The organism is Buttiauxella sp. B2, assembly GCF_006376615.1.
In the GTDB taxonomy this organism is placed as follows: Bacteria; Pseudomonadota; Gammaproteobacteria; order Enterobacterales; family Enterobacteriaceae; genus Buttiauxella.
Genome location: NZ_VEXQ01000001.1, coordinates 74,643 through 95,811, shown reverse-complemented (window position 1 = coordinate 95,811; position 21,169 = coordinate 74,643). Strand labels below are relative to the sequence as shown.

Sequence of the window (21,169 nt, the reverse complement as noted above, 5' to 3'; positions counted from 1 at the left end):
ACAACCTCATGGCACAAGAACGTCAACAGTAGGGTAATCCGATGCGTCAACCTTGAGCAGAAACAGAAATGCGTTATTTATCTATAACAGTTAGCAAAATTATCGTATTTTTAGCTAACTGATATAAATATCAAGCGTAGGTCAGTAAATGAAAAAGTACCAGCAGTTGGCACAGCAAATCATCGACCAGATAGCGCTTGGCGCATGGCTTCCGGGGGATAAACTGCCTTCGTTACGTGAGCAAGTCACCCTAAGCGGTATGAGTTTTATGACGGTCAGTCATGCTTATCAAACACTTGAAAGCCAGGGGGTGATTGTGGCCAGGCCGCAATCTGGTTATTACGTGGCTCCGCGTCTGGCCGTACGCAGCGCTCCGGCACCAGTCAAAGTCACGCGTGATGAGTCGGTTGATATCAATACCTATATCTTTGATGTCTTGCAGGCCAGTTGCGATGCCTCTGTGGTGCCTTTTGGTTCTGCATTTCCTGACCCGCGATTATTCCCGCTCCAGCAGCTCAACCGTTCACTTGCGACTGTCAGTAAAACGGCGACGGCAATGAGCGTGATTGAAAACCTGCCACCGGGAAATGAAGCCTTGCGCCACGCTATTGCGCGTCGTTACGCACAACAGGGAATGCAGGTTTCGCCGGATGAAATTGTCATAACGGCGGGTGCGCTCGAAGCGCTGAACCTTAGTTTGCAAGCAGTAACGGAGCCTGGAGACTGGGTGATTGTCGAAAACCCCTGTTTTTATGGCGCATTGCAGGCTCTAGAGCGCTTGCGCTTAAAAGCACTGTCGGTGGCAACTGATCCACAAAATGGCATTGATCTTCACGCTCTGAAACAGGCGCTGAATGATTATCCGGTCAAAGCATGTTGGTTAATGACCAACAGCCAGAACCCGTTAGGCGTGACATTGTCACCTGAAAAGAAACGGCAACTGGTTGAGTTATTGCAAGAACACAACGTGGTGCTGATAGAAGACGATGTTTACAGCGAGCTTTATTATGGGCGGGAGCGCCCATTACCTGCACGTGCCTATGACCAACAAGGCATAACGCTCCATTGTTCCTCTTTTTCAAAATGCCTGGTTGCAGGTTTTCGTATTGGTTGGGTAGCGGCGGGGAAACATGCACGGCGCATCCAGCAACTCCAGTTGATGAGCACACTGTCTACCAGTTCGCCTATGCAACTGGCACTGGTCGATTATCTGGCGACCAAACGTTACGACACCTATCTGCGCAAATTGCGGCGAACGCTTGCCGAGCGTAAGCAGCAGACCTGGCAGGCATTGCACCAACACTTCCCCTCAGAGGTGAAGATTCACCGCAGTGAAAGCGGCTATTTTCTGTGGGTTGAACTGCCAGAAGGTATGGACGCCAGCCTGTTGAGTGAACACGCTATCGCACACAAAATCAGTATTGCGCCGGGAAAAATGTTCACCACCGGACGGGCGTGGGATAACTACTTCCGCCTGAATGCCTCATGGGCGTTAGGAGAACGAGAGCAACAAGCCGTGGTGACATTGTCATATTTAATTCAACAGCAACTTAAGGAATGAACATGGAATACCAGACCGAACGCCTGATTTTGCGGCCATGGAGGCAACAAGACCGCGAACCGTATGCCGTTTTAAACAGCAATCCCGAAGTAATGCGCTATCTGCTCAGAACGTTAACGCGCGAAGAAAGCGACAAGATGGTGGACATTATCGAGCAGAAGATGGCGGCTAACGACTGGGGTTTGTGGGCGGTAGAAGAAAAAAGTAGTGGGGCGTTTATCGGCTTTGTTGGGTTAAATATTCCGACTTACGAATTACCGTTCTCGCCGGTTATCGAAATTGGCTGGCGTCTGGACAAACCGTTCTGGGGTAAAGGTTATGCCCCGGAAGCCGCAGCCAAAGCCTTGGAAATCGGTTTTAACCAGTACGGGATAGCAGAAATCGTGGCTTTTACCGCACTTGAAAATGTCGCCTCTCAGCGCGTGATGGAAAAAATTGGCATGCGACGCTGTGAGGAATTTGACCATCCGGCTGTTTCGGAAAACTCGCCGCTGCGCCGCCACGTGCTATATCGCATTGCCAAAACGCAGACCGTCTAAAGTGACATCGACAATTCTGCTGCTGCGCGACGTAAAGGCGGCAGAATATGTTCGCGAATTTGTGCGACGCTGACTTCGCTTGCGGGCACGCCAACATTCATCGCTGCAACCACTTTTCCCCCGCGTGCCAGCATTGGCACTGCAACCGACCGCAAACCAATCTCCAGTTGTTGATCATTGATTGCATATCCCTGACGACGCGCCAGTGCTATCTCGTTACGTAACTGCGCCACGGTTGACACCGTGTGCTGGGTGTAACGCATAAGCTTTGCGCGCTCGAGATATATTTCCAGCTCGGCTTCCGGTAATGCACTCAGTAACACGCGGCCCATCGAGGTTGCCCATGCGGGCAGGCGGCTTCCACGGCCAATATCAATACTCATCAAATTATCGACCGCCGTGCGCGCAATATAGAGCACGTTGTCACCATCCAGCGTAGCAACCGAACACGAGTGATTAAGCGATTTGCTCAGGTTGTCCAGTGCAGTTTGTGCCACTTTTGCCAACGGGGTGCCAGCAAGATAAGCATGACCCACCGTCAAGACTCGCGGCAGCAATTCGTAACTGCGCCCATCCGGGCTGTGGACCATCCCCAACGTCGCCAGTGTGTAAAGGCAGCGGCGAACCGCCGCTCGGGAAATATGTGTTTTCTGGCTGAGTTGTGAAATCGTCAGCCGCTGACGTTGCGGCGTGAAGGCATCAAGGACCTCCAGGCCACGAGCGAGTGACAGCATGAAATTGGGATCTCTTTTAGCAACGCATTGAATTTCTTCGTTATCATCAGAAATAACATCTTGATTATCAGGGTTATTCTTCTTCATTGGTTGCTACTCCCGCCAGTCTGAATGGACATCAGAATGCGCTAACTCGACTTACCCGGCAACTTTGCCCCACGCGATGTGCAGAATATTCCACCACGATCACAAAACTCTGTCGAATAACCGTAACGTGTCGATAATCGCACATAAATTCGATTACCGCCGTTGACGCTACCGTGGGGTAGCTCCTATTGTCAGAAAACACCGTTCAGTTTGCAGGGAATTTATCCAGCAAATGAAATGAAAGCTTAAACGTAATAATGATAATAATAAGGGCGCAAAAACAATGCCCTATGGGAAGAATATGAGCGCCACTATCGAACATCTGGAAAGCCTGATTGTTGACCTACCCACCATTCGGCCGCACAAACTTTCGATGACCACGATGGGTTGTCAGACGCTGGTTATCTTGCGCATGACCCGTTCGGACGGCATTACCGGTTTGGGAGAGGCCACCACGATTGGCGGGCTGAGCTACGGCGTAGAAAGCCCGGAAGGGATTAAATCGGCCATTGATACCTATCTTGCCCCGCTGTTGATTGGGCAACCGGCGGATAACGTTAATCACCTGGTCACGCTGATGAATAAATGCGTGCGCGGTAATACCTTTGCCAAATCGGCTATCGAAACGGCATTGTTAGATGCGCAAGGCAAGGCGCTCGGCTTACCGGTAAGCGCTTTGTTAGGAGGTGCGCTAAGTACTCAACTTCCGGTGCTGTGGACGCTGGCAAGCGGTGATACCGAAAAAGACATTATTGAAGGTGAAAAACTGCTGGCCGAAGGGCGACACAACGCCTTTAAGCTGAAAATTGGTGCAAGGGATTTACGCGCGGACTTGCAGCACACGCGTGCAATCATTGAAGCGCTGGGGTCCCGTGCCAGTATTCGTGTGGATGTAAACCAGGCCTGGGACGCAAGCCAGGCCATGCGCGGTTGTGCGCAATTAGATGCGATGGGAATCGATTTAATTGAACAGCCTGTTGCAGCCCATGATCGTGAAGCACTCGTTCGCCTGAGCCACCAGGGTAAAGCAGCCATTCTTGCTGATGAAGCAGTGGCAAGCAGTGAAGATGGCTATGATATTGCACGACGCGGATTTACTGGCGCTTACGCGCTAAAAATTGCTAAATCAGGTGGCCCGGCAAGTGTACTGCGCCTGGCTCACGTCGCGCAGGCGGCGGGCATTGGTTTATACGGCGGTACTATGCTGGAAGGCACGATTGGGACGGTGGCTTCACTTCACGCCTGGTCGACACTGCCATTGCAATGGGGAACCGAGATGTTTGGCCCGCTATTACTGAAAGACGATATTGTGGAAAACCCACTACAGTTTGCGAACAGTGCCGTGACTTTACCGCAAGCACCTGGATTGGGTGTAACGATTGATGAAGATAAATTAGCCTATTACTGTCGCAAGAATTAAGGAGAGCCAGATGTTATTTAAAGTTGAAATGACGGTAAATATTCCACTCGACATGCCAGTGGAAGAAGCCCGCGAAATTAAAGCGAAAGAAAAGGCTTACTCACAAATATTGCAGCAAGAAGGGAAGTGGCGACATATATGGCGTGTTGCGGGTTTATATTCTAATGTCAGCATTTTTGATGTTAAAGATGCTGAAGAATTGCATGACTTATTAATGGGCTTGCCACTTTACCCGTACATGAACATTTCTGTTGACGCATTATGTCGCCACCCATCATCTATTCGCAATGACGATAAATAAAAAATAATAATAATTCATCTGTGCCATGCCCGTATCTGGGTATGGCCCCTATAAATAAGCAATGAGACAATAATTATGACAACCAACTTTGTTCGCCTGCCTGAAGTGCAAGCATTATTAAGAGAAAGTGCTGGTTTAAATGGTGTTGAAGGTGATGAACGCTTTAAAAATATCATTCATCGTTTGTTAGAAAATATCTGCACTTTGATTGATGATTTTAATATTACCGAAGAAGAGTTCTGGCATGCTGCGAATTACCTGCATGAACTTGGCGGCCGCCAGGAAGCTGCATTACTCGCCGCAGGTTTAGGGCTTGAACACTATCTGGATTTGCGCCAGGACGCTCAGGATACTGCCGCACAGCTTGAGTCGGGTACGCCACGCACTATCGAAGGGCCATTATACGTTGCCAATGCGCCTTTAGCCGAAGGCCACACACGCATGGATGATGGTCTTGATAACGGCAAAACCATGTGGTTGCACGGCACCGTACGCGACACCAAAGGTAACCCGGTGGCCAATGCCATTGTGGATATCTGGCATGCGAATACGTTGGGGGGATACTCTTTCTTCGACCAGAGCCAAAGTGAATATAACCTGCGTCGCCGCATTAAAACCGGTAGCGACGGGCGCTACAGCGTGCAAAGTATTGTTCCATCAGGCTACGGTTGCCCGCCAGATGGCCCAACGCAGAAACTGCTCACCCGCCTTGGCCGTCACGGTAATCGTCCGGCACATATTCACTTCTTTGTTTCTGCAGCAGGCCACAAGCATCTCACCAGCCAAATTAACCTTAATGGCGACAAATACTTGTGGGATGACTTTGCTTTTGCAACCCGTGATGGGTTAATTGCCGAACCGGTAACCATTACCGATCCGCAAATCATCAAATCACGCGGTTTAAGCGGCGAGCACACGGAAGTTGAATTTGATTTCACCATTTGCAAATCCCATACCGCTGAAGATGAATCACGTATTACCCGACTCCGTGCCAAAGAATAACTAATATGCCAGCGAAAGCTGGCATTCATCTGCAATTACGGACGTGTATATAAAGTTATCCTCAACGGGAGGTTGTGCTATGCAAAAAACACTGGATGCAATAAAGAAAAAAATCAACAATGCATTAATTGTTGATCGTGAGAATGACATTTACCGTTGCAATCGCAATGTATTTATTGATGCGCAATTATTTGATTTGGAGATGAAGCATATCTTCGAAGGTAATTGGGTGTATCTTGCCCACGAAAGCCAAATCCCGGATGCCGGAGACTATTTTACTTTAACTTTGGGTAGGCAACCGATTATTATTACTCGTGACAAAAAGAATGAAATGCACGGGTTAATTAACAGCTGCGCTCACCGTGGCGCGATGTTGTGCCGCCGAAAAGCGGGTAATAAGAGCTCATTTACCTGCCCATTCCACGGTTGGACGTTCAGTAATAACGGTAAATTATTAAAAGCCAAAGATGAAAGTGTAGGGGGATATCCAGAGTCCTTTAAGCAGCACGGTTCCCACGACCTGAAAAAGCTGCCGCGTTTTGAGTCTTATCGCGGCTTCCTGTTTGGGAGTCTTTCTGACGACGTTATGCCGCTTGAGGATTACCTCGGCGAAACGCGCAAAATTATTGATTTGATTGTTGATCAAGCCCCCGAAGGGCTGGAAGTCCTGCAAGGTGCGTCGAGTTACATCTACGAAGGAAACTGGAAGCTAGGCGCTGAAAATGGTGCCGATGGCTACCACGTTAGCGTCGTGCACTGGAATTACGCCTCGACCATGTCGCGTCGCAATTACGAAGCAGAAGGGACACAGTCTGTTGATGCCAATGGCTGGTCGAAAAGTGTCGGCGGCGGTTACGGTTTTGAACATGGTCATATGCTGTTGTGGACGCGAGCACTCAACCCCGAAGTGCGCCCGGTATTTGCCCAAAGTGAAAGGCTGAAAGCCGAGTTTGGCGAAAAACGCGCTGACCTGATGGTGAATGAAACCCGCAATTTGTGTCTGTATCCCAATGTCTATCTGATGGACCAATTCTCAACGCAAATCCGCGTGATTCGCCCGCTGGCCGTGGATAAAACCGAAGTGACGATTTACTGCTTTGCGCCAAAAGGTGAAGACGCACAAACGCGCGCCACGCGTATTCGGCAATACGAAGATTTCTTTAATGTCAGCGGCATGGGAACACCTGACGACCTGGAAGAGTTCCGTGCCTGCCAGCAGGGTTATCTCGCGCAAAATCTGGAATGGAGCGACCTGAGTCGTGGAGCCACGCACTGGGTTTATGGGCCGGATGAGCATGCGCAACAGGCGGGGCTTAATCCACAAATCAGCGGCATTCGCTCAGAAGACGAAGCGCTTTACATCGCTCATCATCATCACTGGCAGCAAACTATGCTGGCGGCCATCGAAAAAGAGCAACGCCAATATGACGCCACCGTGACTCAACGCGTGGAGGTGGCATCATGAGCCTGGACATTACCGCCATCAGCCAGTTCCTCTACCACGAAGCAAGCCTGCTGGACGACCGCCAGTGGGATGAGTGGTTAAGCTGTTACAGCCCAAAAGTGGTGTACTGGATGCCAGCCTGGGGCGACGACGATAAGCTCACCACCGATCCACAAAGCCAGATTTCCCTGATCTATTACCCGAATAGAGAAGGGCTGGAAGATCGTGTTTATCGCATTAAAACTGAGCGCTCTGGCGCCAGCACCCCAGAGCCGCGCACAACCCATATGATAAGCAACATTGCGATTATCGGGAGCAACGGTGACTGCGTGGATGTGCGCTACAACTGGGTCACGCACAGCCATCGTTACCAGCAAAGCGGCTACTTCTTCGGTACGACGTTTTGCACGCTGCAACAAACCGACAGCCTGCCGCAGATTACGCGCAAAACCATCCATCTAAACAATGATTACATCCGTCAGGTGATCGACATCTATCACGTCTGAGACGAGGTAACGCCATGAGTTTTAACATCGCCCTGAACTTTGAAGATGGGGTTACGCGGTTTATTCACTGCAACGCAGGCGAGAAAGTGCTGGATGCAGCTTATCGCCAGAAAGTTAATTTGCCGATGGATTGCTCAGACGGTGTGTGCGGAACCTGCAAGTGCCACTGCGCCAGCGGGGAATATGCACTGGGCGACGATTTTCTGGAAGATGCTTTGTCTGACGACGAAGTGCAACAACGGCAGGTTTTAACTTGCCAAATGATACCTAATTCTGACTGCGTGATTGATGTCCCGGTATCCGCGTCTGCATGTAAGACGGGAATTGGCAGTTACCAGGGCACCGTTATTGTCAGCCGTGCGCTGTCAACAAGCGCCATTGAACTGGTGGTTGAGCTAGAAAAAGGGATCGACTTCCTGCCGGGCCAGTATGTGAACATCCAGGTTCCAGGCGGCTCACATATTCGAGCTTACTCATTTAGTTCATTACCGGGCGATATGCACGCAAGCTTCCTGATTCGCAATGTACCCGGCGGCATGATGAGCACCTGGTTGTTAGAGCAGGCGAAACCCGGCGACGCGCTAACGCTTTCTGGGCCGATGGGGAGTTTTTACCTGCGCCCGGCACAACGCCCAATGCTAATGCTTGCGGGCGGTACTGGCCTTGCACCATTCCTGGCTATGCTAAAACACCTTGCGCAAACCCCGGCGAATCAGCCTGTAACGCTACTTTATGGCGTTACAAAAGATACCGATTTGGTGATGGTAGAAGCATTGAATGAACTAGCGCAACGCCTGCCAAATTTAACATGGCTGCCAATTGTGACTGATACCGCGTCTGCATGCCCGCAAAAGGGATTTGTGACCGATCACTTCAGCGAAACCCTGCTCAATAATGGTGACGTGGATGTCTATCTCTGCGGCCCACCACCGATGGTTGATGCGGTGCTACGCAACTTCCACGAGCGTCAGATTACACCCGCCAGTTTTCACTATGAAAAATTTGCCCCAGGCCTGGTTGCTGCGGCATAAGGAACCATGATGCGATTTCAAAACAAAGTGGTAGTTATCACCGGTGCAGCGCAAGGTATTGGCCGCCAGGTAGCAGAGCAGGCGGCTGCGGAAGGAGCTCGACTGGTATTAATCGACCGGGCTCGCTATATACATGAACTGGCAGAAAACCTGCGCCAGCAAGGAACGCAAGTGCTGGCATTAGAGGCTGATCTTGAGCAATGGGAAAGCACCGAGCAGGTTTTTGCGCAGGCGCATCAGCATTTTGGCCTGCTTGATATTCTGGTAAATAACGTGGGTGGCACCATATGGGCTCGTCCGTATGCAGAGTACCAACCGGAGCAAATTGAGGCAGAAATCCGCCGTTCTCTGTTTCCTACGCTTTGGGGGTGTCGGGCTGTCTTGCCCTATATGCTGGCGCAGCAACGCGGTGTTATCGTCAACGTTTCATCAGTGGCAACTCGAGGTGTCAATCGGGTGCCATATTCCGCCGCCAAAGGCGGAGTGAATGCGATTACCCAATCACTCGCCATGGAATATACCGGAAGCGGTATCCGAATTAACGCCACGGCGCCGGGTGGTACTGAAGCACCCGCGCGTCTGACGCCCCGCAATCATGAAAGCCCTGGCCCGCAAGAACAACAGTGGTATCAGCAAGTGGTGGATCAAACGAAAGACAGCAGCTTGATGCATCGCTACGGAATGTTAGCAGAGCAGGCCAATGCCATTTTGTTTCTGGCAAGTGATGATGCCAGCTACATAACGGGAACAATACTGCCAGTTGGCGGAGGCGATTTGGGGTGATTGTGCTCAGTGCTGGCGCACATGAAGATTTCTCTTGAGTGTTAAAACGCCAGTGCCAGTCAGATTTACGCTTAATTAAAACTCAGGGCCGTTAACTGGCCCTGATAGAGTCTTTTTGCTCCAGTGTATTATTTAAAACTGCATTAATCGTTGAGCATCAGGAGGTGAATTCAATGGCCTCATAACATGTCATTCCAGGACAAACACTTCCCCTGCCGCTGGCGCTACTGCCTCGGGTAACCATAATCGGCCCCAGGCACCAGTACAATGACAACCCATTATTTTATCTGGTTTTTCCTGATTCAAAAACTGCCTGACTTGCCAGAGTTCATGGGGCGATGCGCTACGTAGATGGAAACCACCGAACAATGCATGAATACGATTTATACCGGTGATTTTTTGACAATGGCGCACGATATTGATGATCCCGCGATGTCCGCAACCGATAATAATTACCAATCCCCGGTCAGATTGATAAATCAGTACACCCTCGTCAATGACGTAATCCAAAGCCGCATTTTTGCCGCTAATCACGCCATATGCCTGCGGTTTGGCTACAGCTATCTCACCTGACCACATAAAGCGTTCGCTGATATGCAAGGGTGTACAGCTATACTCCATATGGTGGCGCGAGTAATCAATGTCTAATGATAACTTTTTGATTTTCCTGGTTACACCAAGAAAATTTACTGATGAATAGCGCTCATTGGCTATCTGCGGATGGCAGATGATTCGGCTGTTATCAGGCAACCATGGCACGCCACCACAATGGTCATAATGGCCATGAGAGAGCACCGTAGCGGTTAATCTGGACAAGTCGACGCCCATCAGGGCGGCATTATGCAAGAAGCTGCCATCAGGTCCGGTGTCGAACAAAATTGTCGTACTTTCATCCTCAATCAACAAACTGAGTCCGGCCTTAGCCAACAGTGGTTTTTTTGCGCTGCCAGCAAGCCGATTTTCCAGTAACACCCTGATGGTTAATGCCACTCTTAGCTCCATCCATATGAAATTTCTATAATTGCGAAAATCGGTGGCGTGAATTTCCCGCCTCGCTTACACCTTATCTACACTTTAAAAATCATCCAGTTATCTTACCGTGCGAATAATTCCGGGTATGCGCTTTACTGCGCTGTCTATCACAACCTGGTGAAAATTCCTGTCAGCAGCCTGCTTGCCATATTTACGCAGACTATTGTTTTTCTACGGGGATTTTTTTTGCACTTTCGGTACTCACCAATGGCGTGCCGCCTTTATCTACAGACAGGAGTAGCAGCAATGCGTACAAAACAGGCTCTATTGACCCTTTCTTCTCTCTGTTTGACCGTGCTTTCGGCACAGGCGGCAGGGCTTCCAGACAAAATTGGTGCCGGCGAAGGGCAGCTCGATATCATCGCCTGGCCGGGTTATATCGAACGTGGCGATACCGATAAGGCCTACGACTGGGTGACAGGATTTGAAAAAGAAACCGGGTGTAAGGTGAATGTGAAAACGGCGGCCACTTCGGACGAAATGGTCAGCTTAATGGCGAAGGGCGGTTATGACCTTGTCACCGCTTCTGGCGATGCCTCGTTGCGCCTGATAATGGGCAAACGCGTGCAGCCGATTAACACCGCGCTTATTCCAAACTGGAAAAACGTTGATCCGCGTCTGGTAAAAGGATCGTGGTTTAACGTCAGCGACAAAGTGTACGGCACGCCGTATCAGTGGGGGCCAAACCTGCTGATGTACAACACTAAAACGTTCCCGACACCGCCTGATAGCTGGGGTGTGGTGTTTGTTAAACAAGATTTGCCAGATGGCAAAACCAACCTTGGCCGCGTGCAGGCTTACGATGGGCCAATTTATATTGCCGATGCCGCGCTATTTGTGAAAGCCACTCAGCCGCAACTCGGTATTACTGACCCCTACCAGCTCACCGAAGAACAATATCAGGCCGTGCTGAAAGTGCTGCGTGACCAACACGGTTTGATCCACCGCTACTGGCACGACACCACCGTTCAGATGAGCGACTTCAAAAACGAAGGCGTGGTGGCCTCCAGTGCCTGGCCATATCAGGCCAACGCCCTGAAAGGCGAAGGCCAGCCGATAGCCACCGTATTCCCGAAAGAAGGTGTGACGGGTTGGGCCGACACCACCATGCTGCATGCTGACGCGAAACACATGAACTGTGCCTACAAATGGATGAACTGGTCACTGACCCCGAAAGTACAAGGTGATGTGGCTGCGTGGTTTGGTTCGCTCCCCGCGGTAGCCGCAGGTTGTAAAGCCAGTACGTTGCTGGGTGATAAAGGCTGTGAAACCAACGGTTATAACTACTTCGATAAGATTGTGTTCTGGAAAACCCCAATAGCAGAAGGCGGTAAATTCGTGCCGTACAGTCGCTGGACCCAGGATTACATCGCAATTATGGGTGGCCGTTAAGCCTGGAGGAGTTATGTCGTACGCCGTACAGTTCCATAACGTCTCGCGCCTGTACGGTGATGTGCGAGCCGTTGATAACGTGTCGATTGATATTGAAGACGGGGAGTTTTTCTCGATGCTCGGGCCATCTGGCTCGGGCAAAACCACCTGTTTACGGCTGATTGCCGGCTTTGAGCAGGTGAGTTCCGGCGAAATCGCAATTTTTGGTAAACCGGCACAGGACGTGCCGCCTTACCAACGCGATGTGAATACCGTCTTCCAGGATTACGCTTTGTTTCCTCACATGACAGTGTTGGAAAACGTCGCGTACGGATTAATGGTGAAAGGTATTGATAAGAAAACGCGGCTCGCCAAAGCGCAAGAAGCACTGGATCGTGTGGCATTGGGGTTCGTTCATGCCCGTAAACCGTCACAACTTTCCGGCGGTCAACGTCAGCGTGTGGCACTGGCTCGCGCATTAGTGAATCGTCCACGCGTGTTGCTACTTGATGAACCGCTGGGCGCATTAGATCTCAAACTGCGTGAGCAAATGCAGGGCGAGTTGAAAAAACTCCAGCGCGAGTTAGGTATCACTTTTATTTTTGTCACCCACGACCAAAGCGAAGCGCTGTCGATGTCGGATCGCGTCGCGGTATTCAATAACGGGCGCATCGAACAAGTTGATACACCGCGCCAGTTATATATGAAGCCACGCACCGCATTTGTGGCGAGTTTTGTCGGCACCTCGAACGTATTACAGCCTGCACTTTCCGGGAAAGTCTGCGGGGAAGAAGGGCTGTTTTCACTGCGCCCTGAGCATATCGTTCTGAATAATGAACCTGCCAATAGCGGCGAAATTCAGGTAAGCGGCATGATTCAGGAAATTCACTATCAGGGAGCCGCGACGCGCCTTGAATTGCGCCTTGCCGGTGGCGAAAAGTTGTTGGTTAGCGAAGCAAATCCGCAGCGCATTATCAGCGAAGAACGCTATCAAATTGGCCAGCAAGTTACCGCGGTTTGGCCCCGTGCAGCGATGGTTGCGTTGCAGGGGGAAGGATGAAATGGATATGAGTATTCCCGCATCCCACCCTGATAACCGTCTAATGCGGCGCATCGCCACATTTTTATGGCAGCGCCCCGGGTTCTGGCTGGCGTTATTATTACTGCCGCCATTGCTGTGGTTTGGCGTTATTTACCTTGGTTCGTTACTAACGCTGTTGTGGCAAGGGTTTTACACCTTTGATGATTTCACCATGTCAGTCACGCCTGACCTGACATTTGCCAATATCACCGCGCTGTTTAACCCGGCTAACTACGACATCATTTTGCGCACCTTAACAATGGCCATCGCCGTGACGCTCGCCAGCGCAGTGCTGGCATTTCCTATGGCGTACTTCATGGCACGCTACACCAGCGGCAAGCTCAAAGCGTTTTTCTATATCGCTGTGATGCTGCCGATGTGGGCCAGCTACATTGTTAAGGCTTACGCCTGGACGCTGTTGCTTTCACGCGATGGCGTGGCGCAGTGGTTTTTGCAGCATATGGGGCTGGAACCACTATTAAATCTGGTGTTAACCATTCCGGCGGTTGGTGGCAATACGTTGTCTACATCAGGTCTTGGGCGCTTCCTGGTGTTTCTCTACATCTGGCTGCCGTTTATGATTTTGCCCATTCAGGCCGCACTTGAGCGCTTACCACCGTCATTGTTACAGGCCTCAGCTGATTTGGGCGCACGTCCGTCTCAAACCTTCCGCCATGTCATTCTGCCGCTGGCGATCCCAGGCGTTGCCGCGGGATCGGTATTTACCTTTTCGCTAACGCTCGGTGATTTTATTGTGCCGCAGTTGGTGGGGCCGCCGGGGTATTTCATCGGCAACATGGTTTATTCCCAACAGGGTGCGATTGGTAATATGCCGATGGCAGCTGCATTTACTCTGGTGCCGATAGTGCTTATCGCCATTTACCTCACGCTGGTGAAACGACTGGGGGCCTTCGATGCACTCTGAACGCGCACCGTTACTGCTAAAAATCGCCGCCTGGGGCGGGGTGATTTTCCTGCACTTCCCACTGCTGATTATTGCGCTTTACGCGTTTAATACCGAGGAAGCGGCATTCAGTTTTCCACCTAAAGGGTTGACGTTGCACTGGTTCAGCGTGGCGGCATCACGGGGTGATATTCTTGATTCAGTGACGTTGTCACTTAAAATTGCGACGCTGGCAACTATACTTGCTTTGATCCTGGGCACACTGGCTGCCGCTGCACTTTGGCGACGGGAATTCTTCGGTAAAAACGCTATCTCCTTGTTATTGCTGTTACCGATTGCGTTACCAGGAATTATTACCGGTATCGCATTACTCACCGCATTCAAAATGATGAATTTTGAACCGGGATTTCTGACGATTGTGGTAGGGCACGCGACGTTTTGCGTGGTGATTGTGTTTAACAACGTCATCGCCCGTTTTCGTCGCACCTCGTACAGCTTGATTGAGGCGTCGATGGATTTAGGCGCTGATGGCTGGCAAACCTTCCGCTATGTCATTTTGCCCAATCTAGGGTCTGCGCTGTTAGCCGGGGGCATGCTGGCGTTTGCGCTATCGTTTGATGAAATTATTGTCACTACGTTTACCGCTGGACATGAGCGCACATTGCCGTTGTGGTTGCTTAATCAACTGGGCCGCCCGCGTGAAGTGCCGGTAACCAATGTGGTGGCATTAATGGTGATGCTGATGACCACTATTCCGATTTTAGGGGCGTACTGGCTGAGCCGTGGCGGAGATGAAGTTGCGGGCAGCGGTAAATAAATATGAGAAGGGTATCACTATGCAAAGCCAGCTATTAATTAACGGCCAGTTAGTAGACGGCCTGGGTGAAAAGTTACCGGTCTACAATCCGGCAACGGGAGAAGTACTGCTGGAAATAGCAGAAGCGACAGCTGAACAGGTCAATGATGCGGTGATGGCTGCGGATAAGGCATTCCTCACTTGGGGGCAAACCACGCCGAAAGAGCGTGCGGAACATTTGCTGAAACTGGCAGATGTGATTGAGCAAAATGGCGAGGTATTTGCCCGTCTGGAGTCGCAAAACTGCGGCAAACCATATCACTGTGTGTTGAATGATGAGATTCCTGCTGTGGTGGACGTCTTTCGCTTCTTTGCGGGGGCGAGTCGTTGCCTGAACGGGCTGGCTGCGGGGGAATATCTGAGCGGTCATACTTCAATGGTCCGCCGTGATCCAGTCGGTGTGGTTGCGTCCATCGCACCGTGGAACTACCCGTTAATGATGGCGGCCTGGAAACTTGCCCCGGCATTAGCCGCAGGTAACTGTGTGGTGATCAAACCGTCTGAAATCACGCCACTTACTGCGTTTAAGCTTGCTGAGCTGGCGAAAAATATTTTCCCGGCAGGTGTGTTGAACGTGCTGTTCGGACGTGGGCAAACGGTCGGCGATGTGTTGACCGGTCATAGCAAAGTGCGCATGGTTTCGTTAACCGGTTCGATTTCGACAGGTGAACATATCATCAGCCATACCGCGCCTTCGATTAAACGCACTCATATGGAACTAGGCGGTAAAGCGCCAGTCATCGTGTTTGATGATGCAGATTTGGATGCGGTGGTCGAAGGGGTGCGTACCTTCGGTTATTACAATGCCGGGCAAGACTGTACCGCTGCTTGTCGTATCTATGCTCAGAAAGGGGTTTACGACAAGCTGCTCGAGAAACTGGGTGAGGCGGTTAGCAGCTTGAAATATGGCGCACCGGACGATGAATCCACCGAACTGGGGCCGCTCAGTTCCGCCGCTCATCTTGAGCGGGTGAGCAAAGCGGTAAATGCCGCCAAAGCACTACCGCATGTGAAGGTGGTGACGGGCGGGGCGAAAGTAGAAGGACCGGGTTACTACTTCCAGCCGACGTTGCTTGCCGGTGCGAAGCAGGAAGATGACATCGTGCAAAAAGAAGTATTCGGGCCAGTTGTCAGCGTGACAGCGTTTGACAATGAGGAGCAAGTTCTGGGCTGGGCGAACGATTCCAGCTACGGATTGGCTTCTTCAGTCTGGACACAAAACGTAGGCCGGGCACATCGTTTAAGTGCTCGTTTGCAGTACGGCTGTACCTGGGTGAATACCCATTTCATGCTGGTAAGCGAAATGCCGCACGGCGGGCAAAAACTGTCGGGTTATGGCAAAGATATGTCGCTGTTTGGGTTGGAAGATTACACTGTTATTCGGCACGTAATGATTAAGCACTAAGCTTTTTGAGAAGGTGGATAGCGTTTATCGCTATCCACCTTAATAAATACATATACAGATTACGCGTAACCCAGCTTCACAAATAATGTCTTCAGGCTGTTGAGAAGGGCTGGGTGTTGAGAAAATGACCAGTTTGCATGGGCGATTTTCCATTGACCATCGGTTAGTCGATAGACTTCGGTACAGTTCCACAACGGAACTTGATGTAATTCGCCATCATTTTTACTGCGAATGTGATTTTGCTGGTTGTAAGTCAAAATTACGGTATTTGCCAGTTCGTTGACGACGAAATTAATATTTGACCACTCCGCCTTTTCTATCTGAATACCTAAATAAGATTTATCGAAATACGCCCTAACCGCATTTTTATCTGTAAGCACACCTGGCGTCATCGGGTCAACATACGTAATGTCGTCATGATAAATATCCAGATACCCGGAAGCATCCCCTTTATTGAACCGCTCACTTGCCGCGCGCTCAATTTCTAATATCGTGCTGACAATCTGCTTATGCATGTGTTCCATTTACAAATCCTTGTATGACATATTGCAATTCATCGTAATCTAAAAACAACTTAAATAAATGCCAGTCATTCACAGTTATTAATGAGCAAAACAAAATAAGAATTTGTTTACTATCTTTCTAATAAGCTCTTCATATTAATGATCAAGATAGAGATAATGCATCCAACTGGTCATCCGCAGCAGTACCTTACGCATTACGGAGACATGGCTAAAGTGGTCGGAGTAGACCGCGACTTGAGCAAAGATCCCGTCCGGCAATGCGTCAACATCTGCATTGGGGGCAAGCTCAATTATTGCAAGGACACCGTCCGAACCGGGAGTCAGAGTTAGCGATTGCAGCGAACCCTGTGCCTGATAGCTACCGCCAGGCACCACGGGAATAACCACGGTGAGTTTGCCCTCGAAAACCTGCCCAGGCAGCGCATTAAATACTACCTCAGCCTCATCACCCGGCTCTAAACGCAACAACGAGTTTTGCCTGAACTGGGCGATTATTTGCCTTTTTTGTTGCGGGATGAACACCATTACGGGCCGTAAAGGCAGAGCCGCTGCATAGGTACCTGGGCGGATCAGCACTTGTGTGACATATCCGTCGCTTGGCGCGCGGATAACGGTTTGATCAAGATTGTATTTAGCTTCTGCCAATTGAGCCCGGAGGCTGACAATTTGAGATTGTTCACCATTAACCATGCTGTCTAACTGGCTTCTTATTTGTGCTTGTTCGGCAACGGAACCTTTTACTAGCGCATCCTGAGCCAGAAAATTCTGCCGCGCATTATCAATATCGCTTTCGGAGAAGGGATTAACCCGCGCCTGGCTTCCGCGCAGATAACGTTGGTAATCTTTATATAATCTGTCACGTTCAGCGGTAACACGCGTGGTATTGGCAATGGCTTCGTCGAGTTGGCCTTTCAGTGACTGAGTATTGTGTATCGCGGTCATTAAATCGGCCTGCAGTCTGTCAACTCGAGCCTGGTAGCGCGTAGGTTCTAATTTAAACAGCACCTCTCCCTTTTTGATCATCGTGTTCTGTTTATTAGTAACCTCAGTAACAATACCTGTCACTTGTGGCGTAAGTGGGATAGAAATAACGGCTTTTTGCGCCAGGTAAGTATAAGGATGGTTGTAGTTCATTAATAATATAAGTGCGCCAATTAAAAATACGCCACCTAATGCAGCGGTGGGCACTGTCCATTTGTTTACCGGTATTTTGAATATTTTAAATATGGACCACGCGATCGCAACATAGGTCAGGATAATGAGCAAATCCATGATATTACTCCGATGGCGTTATTTTTTTGTCGTCGAGCTTCTGTTCCAGCTCTGTCACGCGTTGCTGTAATGAAGCTAGTGTTACTTCGGGGTTTTGCTGCATACCCCAACCACGTTCAGGGCGATACAACGTAGCCCAAATCCATAAAAACGGCCATATAACATGTAGAGTAAATAAACTGACCCAACCGGCGACGTGAATGGCATCGGCATGAGGGTGATTTCTTGCTTTTGCAATCAAATAGGGGATGTCATGAAGAATAATGATCCCGTAAAAAATGATGAGAAAAACAAAAATCAGGACACCAAGGGCGAAATAGTTGAGAAACATAGCGACCCCTATAAAGAAACTGCATTTCTTTACTAAAGATAGACGTTATCCAGATACGCGTTTATGAAAATGAGAAAATTCATTGCGCGTCATTAATTATTGCTATTTAAGAGGAAAGGGATGGCGCCCACGCTTTTCTTTAGCACAAAAGTTGTAAACATAAAGCGGAGCGTCATCCTTTTTATCTATTGTTAATTACTCAGTTTCATCACGGATATCAGTTGATGCGCCATTTTTTTGGACTGATTCAATCCCTTTGTGCGCTGCGGCTTTTGACGAGTACATTTCGCTCTGCGCAATAACTTGCCCATTTGCCGCTTTCAACACGAAATAAAATGGTTCTGCCGTTGCCTTCGTTGATTTCTTTAAAACGTAGTGTCCCATTGAAAATCTCCGCTCATACCCCAGACCCAATGCCTGCGGAATAGATTAAATATAGTGCAATCAACAAGCCGAGCGGCAAGTCAGAGCCTGAGGGTGCAAAAACTTGATTCGAGTCATAAAAAAGAGCATATTTTGCAAAATTATTTTAACAAGTCACTCGATTTTTTATGACCGTTTATCAAAAAATGTTGATTTTTTACGCTGTAATGTCGTTTGCCGCTGCTTTCATCACCTGGTTTTTGTCTCACGATACCAAACGAATTAGACTGTTAAGCGCATTGTTGGTCGGCGCAACATGGCCGATCAGTTTTCCGGTTGTGCTGATATTTTCTTTGTTTTAACTCGTTTTATTACCGACACGTTAGGATGCGCTATGAATGACATAACTTTTTTTCAGCGTTTTGAAAGCGATATTGTCGCGGGGCGCAAAACAATAACACTGCGTGATGCTTCTGAATCACATTTTAAGCCGGGCCAGCAATTACGCGTCGGGCGTTATGAAGATGATGCTTATTTTTGCACTATTGAAGTGGTCAGCGTAACGCCCGTGGCACTTGATCATCTGACCGATGAGCATGCGCGTCAGGAGAATATGACGCTGCCACAACTCAAAGAGGTGATTGCTGAAATTTATCCGGGTTTGAATGAGCTTTATGCGATTGTTTTTACGTTGGTGGCTAAAGCGTAGAACTCAGCCCTGGTAAAACAAAGGAAGGGAGTTACCCCTTCCTGAAAACAAATCTATTGACTGGCTTTCTTCAACATCTGATACAACTCATCTTTTAGCCGCAGCTTTTCTTTTTTCATCTGCACGACCTTCTCGTTGCATCCCGTTCCTTGCGGTCCTCCCTTGCGTAAAATCTCATCGTCTAGCTGGTTGTGCTTGTCAAACAAGCTGAGGAATCGCGGGTTAGCGGATTTTAATTCGGTGATCAATTCACGGTACTCAGGAAACATTGCAAACCTCCTGGACTGTTAGATGGTGAAAGGAATATCGCTGGCAGTTGTTGCCAATTGCAGTGTAGGTACCGTCTCGCCTCAATTGAAAGAGCAATATCGTAAGGGTTTGTCAATTTGCGATCCCGTAGGCGAGTTAGCAAGGTTGATTATATTTTCAGCAAATGGCGGCTTGCTAAATGACAAAAATTGATAACGACAACATCATCCTCATGTGCTAAAACATATCTATGATATATCTTACACTGCAAAAATGAGAACCGAATGGCCCACGAAACCAAACCTAATCTTCCAAAACGCGTGAAAAACGAACTCAAATTCCGCGAGTTAACGGTTAAAAGCAAACACACCGTCGCAGGTTGTTTTCACCGCGTCGTATTTACGAGCCCAGAACTGGCTGGTTTTTCCTCTCGGGGATTTGATGACCATGTGAAGGTCTTTTTCCCATCAACGGATGGCGGTTTTTCACGTCCATCAGTCACTGACGACGGCATTGTCTGGGGGGAAGGCCAACGCCCGCTTTCCCGTGATTACACGCCGCTTGCCTTTGACGCGTCATGCAATGAATTGACGTTAGATTTCTATATTCACGATGGCGGTGTCGCAAGCCTATGGGCGGATAACGCCGCCGTTGGCGATACGCTACTCATCGGTGGGCCAAGAGGATCTTTGGTTATCCCAACCGATTACTCTTTCCAACTCTATATTTGCGATGAAAGTGGCCTGCCAGCAGTTCGCCGTCGCTTGCTGTCGTTGCCGGAACACATCACACCAACCGTGCTGGTTAATAGCCATCACGCACACACCCACGAATACCTCAGTGAGTTTACACACGCAAAGATTGAGTGGCTTGATACCGAATCCATCGCAAAACGCGTCAGCAGTTTTGAATTCCCGGACAGCGACTACTTCATCTGGATAACCGGGGAAGGGAATGACGTGAAACAACTCAGCGATGAACTGCTGGAAAATCATGGCCTGGATGCGGATTATGTTCGCGCCGTGGCTTACTGGCATAACAAATAAGGAAACAACCATGAGAATTCACCACGTTAACCATCACTTTTGTGCAAAACATGAACGCCATGAAAGACAGGGTTCACATGGCGGCCACGGTCATCACGAACACGGTGGCATGGACGGTAAATCGCGCATGCGCCGTGAACGCCTGTTCGATGCCAATGACATTCGCCTGCTGATTCTGCATTTCCTGTCAGGTAACACCGCGCATGGTTATGAGCTAATCAAATCCATTGAGGCAATGGCTAAAGGCGAGTACGTACCAAGCCCGGGGATTATTTACCCGAACCTGTCTTTGCTTGAAGAGATGGGATTTATCGCAGCGGTGCAGGGCGATAGCAGCAAAAAAGCATGGATGCTAACCGAAGAAGGCCAGGGCGAACTCGCCGCACAACAGGAACATCTGAGGCATATCGTCGCTAAGCTCGAGTCGTTGGGTGTTTTGGGTGATAACCGCCGACTTCCGGAAATACAGCGCGCCATCCACAATTTCAAAATGGCGTTGAACACTAAACTTGGGCAGAGCGACCTGCCGAAAGAGACGCTGTATAAAATTATCGATACCCTGGATCAAGCCGCGAAAGACATAGAGCGCAGCTAAAATGTCGTCTCTTTGGCGAAATG

The 21,169-nt window shown here is 49.5% G+C and carries 25 protein-coding genes; 18 read left to right on the top strand and 7 right to left on the bottom strand.

Features of this window, described 5'->3' with window-relative positions; genetic code table 11:
- The first annotated feature begins 148 nt into the window (after nucleotides 1–148).
- Together FH968_RS00560 and FH968_RS00555 are read left to right on the top strand one after the other, a co-directional pair.
- Nucleotides 149–1,561: a PLP-dependent aminotransferase family protein gene (locus FH968_RS00560; RefSeq protein WP_139876453.1), complete on the top strand. Its 1,413-nt coding sequence runs from the start codon at nucleotides 149–151 to the stop codon at nucleotides 1,559–1,561.
- Between the two features lie 2 nt (nucleotides 1,562–1,563).
- Entirely contained in the window at nucleotides 1,564–2,100 is a 537-nt protein-coding gene (locus FH968_RS00555; protein WP_139876452.1) for a GNAT family N-acetyltransferase, read from the top strand.
- Here FH968_RS00555 and FH968_RS00550 read toward each other — a convergent pair.
- Entirely contained in the window at nucleotides 2,097–2,834 is a 738-nt protein-coding gene (locus tag FH968_RS00550; RefSeq protein ID WP_223271271.1) for an IclR family transcriptional regulator C-terminal domain-containing protein, read from the bottom strand. The two genes, FH968_RS00555 and FH968_RS00550, sit on opposite strands and share 4 nt — an antisense overlap.
- 370 nt (nucleotides 2,835–3,204) lie before the next feature.
- On the opposite strand from FH968_RS00550, the gene FH968_RS00545 reads away from it, so the two are divergent.
- From FH968_RS00545 to benD, 7 genes are all read left to right on the top strand, one after another.
- Nucleotides 3,205–4,341: a muconate cycloisomerase family protein gene (locus FH968_RS00545; protein WP_370451449.1), complete on the top strand. Its 1,137-nt coding sequence runs from the start codon at nucleotides 3,205–3,207 to the stop codon at nucleotides 4,339–4,341.
- Nucleotides 4,342–4,351: 10 nt separating this feature from the next.
- Nucleotides 4,352–4,642 carry a muconolactone Delta-isomerase gene (gene catC, locus FH968_RS00540; RefSeq protein ID WP_139876449.1) on the top strand — a complete coding sequence of 97 codons (291 nt, stop codon included), beginning with the start codon at nucleotides 4,352–4,354 and terminating at the stop codon, nucleotides 4,640–4,642.
- 75 nt (nucleotides 4,643–4,717) lie between these two features.
- Complete coding sequence (catA, locus tag FH968_RS00535; protein ID WP_139876448.1) at nucleotides 4,718–5,644, top strand: catechol 1,2-dioxygenase; 927 nt, start codon at nucleotides 4,718–4,720, stop codon at nucleotides 5,642–5,644.
- Nucleotides 5,645–5,723: 79 nt separating this feature from the next.
- A complete protein-coding gene (locus FH968_RS00530) occupies nucleotides 5,724–7,109 on the top strand; it encodes a Rieske 2Fe-2S domain-containing protein (RefSeq protein WP_139876447.1) in 1,386 nt (461 codons plus the stop codon).
- Nucleotides 7,106–7,594 (top strand): benzoate 1,2-dioxygenase small subunit, encoded by a 489-nt coding sequence (gene benB, locus FH968_RS00525; RefSeq protein ID WP_139876446.1) that lies wholly within the window; start codon nucleotides 7,106–7,108, stop codon nucleotides 7,592–7,594. The genes FH968_RS00530 and benB overlap by 4 nt, the downstream gene beginning before the upstream one ends.
- 14 nt (nucleotides 7,595–7,608) lie before the next feature.
- Nucleotides 7,609–8,625 carry a benzoate 1,2-dioxygenase electron transfer component BenC gene (gene benC / locus FH968_RS00520; protein ID WP_139876445.1) on the top strand — a complete coding sequence of 339 codons (1,017 nt, stop codon included), beginning with the start codon at nucleotides 7,609–7,611 and terminating at the stop codon, nucleotides 8,623–8,625.
- A gap of 9 nt (nucleotides 8,626–8,634) precedes the next feature.
- A complete protein-coding gene (benD, locus tag FH968_RS00515) occupies nucleotides 8,635–9,408 on the top strand; it encodes a benzoate diol dehydrogenase BenD (protein WP_139877187.1) in 774 nt (257 codons plus the stop codon).
- 189 nt (nucleotides 9,409–9,597) lie between these two features.
- On the opposite strand, the gene FH968_RS00510 is transcribed toward benD, so the two are convergent.
- Complete coding sequence (locus FH968_RS00510) at nucleotides 9,598–10,398, bottom strand: MBL fold metallo-hydrolase (protein ID WP_139876444.1); 801 nt, start codon at nucleotides 10,396–10,398, stop codon at nucleotides 9,598–9,600.
- Between the two features lie 288 nt (nucleotides 10,399–10,686).
- Here FH968_RS00510 and ydcS point away from each other — a divergent pair, with 288 nt between their 5' ends.
- The 5 genes from ydcS to patD are packed head-to-tail and all read left to right on the top strand — an operon-like array spanning nucleotide 10,687 to nucleotide 16,057.
- The gene (ydcS, locus tag FH968_RS00505) at nucleotides 10,687–11,832 is read left to right on the top strand and encodes a putative ABC transporter substrate-binding protein YdcS (RefSeq protein WP_139876443.1); all 1,146 of its coding nucleotides are present in this window, start codon (nucleotides 10,687–10,689) and stop codon (nucleotides 11,830–11,832) included.
- Between the two features lie 13 nt (nucleotides 11,833–11,845).
- Nucleotides 11,846–12,871 carry an ABC transporter ATP-binding protein gene (locus FH968_RS00500; protein ID WP_139876442.1) on the top strand — a complete coding sequence of 342 codons (1,026 nt, stop codon included), beginning with the start codon at nucleotides 11,846–11,848 and terminating at the stop codon, nucleotides 12,869–12,871.
- 7 nt (nucleotides 12,872–12,878) lie between these two features.
- A complete protein-coding gene (locus FH968_RS00495; protein WP_370451460.1) occupies nucleotides 12,879–13,817 on the top strand; it encodes an ABC transporter permease in 939 nt (312 codons plus the stop codon).
- Entirely contained in the window at nucleotides 13,807–14,613 is an 807-nt protein-coding gene (locus FH968_RS00490) for an ABC transporter permease (RefSeq protein ID WP_139876438.1), read from the top strand. Before FH968_RS00495 ends, FH968_RS00490 begins: the two co-directional genes overlap by 11 nt.
- Nucleotides 14,614–14,632: 19 nt before the next feature.
- Nucleotides 14,633–16,057 (top strand): aminobutyraldehyde dehydrogenase, encoded by a 1,425-nt coding sequence (gene patD, locus FH968_RS00485; RefSeq protein WP_139876436.1) that lies wholly within the window; start codon nucleotides 14,633–14,635, stop codon nucleotides 16,055–16,057.
- A 59-nt stretch (nucleotides 16,058–16,116) separates the two neighbouring features.
- Here the strand turns inward: patD and FH968_RS00480 are convergent, their stop codons facing one another.
- From FH968_RS00480 to FH968_RS00465, 4 genes are all read right to left on the bottom strand, one after another.
- Entirely contained in the window at nucleotides 16,117–16,581 is a 465-nt protein-coding gene (locus FH968_RS00480; protein ID WP_139876434.1) for a nuclear transport factor 2 family protein, read from the bottom strand.
- A 135-nt stretch (nucleotides 16,582–16,716) separates the two neighbouring features.
- On the bottom strand, nucleotides 16,717–17,853 hold the full coding sequence (locus FH968_RS00475) for an HlyD family secretion protein (protein WP_139876432.1): 1,137 nt from the start codon (nucleotides 17,851–17,853) through the stop codon (nucleotides 16,717–16,719).
- Nucleotides 17,854–17,857: 4 nt separating this feature from the next.
- Nucleotides 17,858–18,184, bottom strand: coding sequence for a DUF3302 domain-containing protein (locus tag FH968_RS00470; protein WP_139876431.1), 327 nt, complete (start codon nucleotides 18,182–18,184; stop codon nucleotides 17,858–17,860).
- Nucleotides 18,185–18,379: 195 nt separating this feature from the next.
- Complete coding sequence (locus tag FH968_RS00465) at nucleotides 18,380–18,568, bottom strand: YegP family protein (protein WP_139876430.1); 189 nt, start codon at nucleotides 18,566–18,568, stop codon at nucleotides 18,380–18,382.
- Between the two features lie 167 nt (nucleotides 18,569–18,735).
- On the opposite strand from FH968_RS00465, the gene FH968_RS00460 reads away from it, so the two are divergent.
- Together FH968_RS00460 and yqfB are read left to right on the top strand one after the other, a co-directional pair.
- Entirely contained in the window at nucleotides 18,736–18,909 is a 174-nt protein-coding gene (locus FH968_RS00460) for a GhoT/OrtT family toxin (RefSeq protein WP_139876429.1), read from the top strand.
- A gap of 32 nt (nucleotides 18,910–18,941) precedes the next feature.
- Nucleotides 18,942–19,256, top strand: coding sequence for a N(4)-acetylcytidine aminohydrolase (gene yqfB / locus FH968_RS00455; RefSeq protein WP_139876428.1), 315 nt, complete (start codon nucleotides 18,942–18,944; stop codon nucleotides 19,254–19,256).
- 53 nt (nucleotides 19,257–19,309) lie between these two features.
- On the opposite strand, the gene FH968_RS00450 is transcribed toward yqfB, so the two are convergent.
- Nucleotides 19,310–19,525, bottom strand: coding sequence for a YdcH family protein (locus tag FH968_RS00450; RefSeq protein ID WP_139876427.1), 216 nt, complete (start codon nucleotides 19,523–19,525; stop codon nucleotides 19,310–19,312).
- Nucleotides 19,526–19,789: 264 nt separating this feature from the next.
- On the opposite strand from FH968_RS00450, the gene FH968_RS00445 reads away from it, so the two are divergent.
- Nucleotides 19,790–20,551 carry a siderophore-interacting protein gene (locus FH968_RS00445; protein ID WP_139876426.1) on the top strand — a complete coding sequence of 254 codons (762 nt, stop codon included), beginning with the start codon at nucleotides 19,790–19,792 and terminating at the stop codon, nucleotides 20,549–20,551.
- A gap of 10 nt (nucleotides 20,552–20,561) precedes the next feature.
- On the top strand, nucleotides 20,562–21,146 hold the full coding sequence (locus FH968_RS00440; protein ID WP_139876425.1) for a PadR family transcriptional regulator: 585 nt from the start codon (nucleotides 20,562–20,564) through the stop codon (nucleotides 21,144–21,146).
- Nucleotides 21,147–21,169 lie beyond the last annotated feature (23 nt).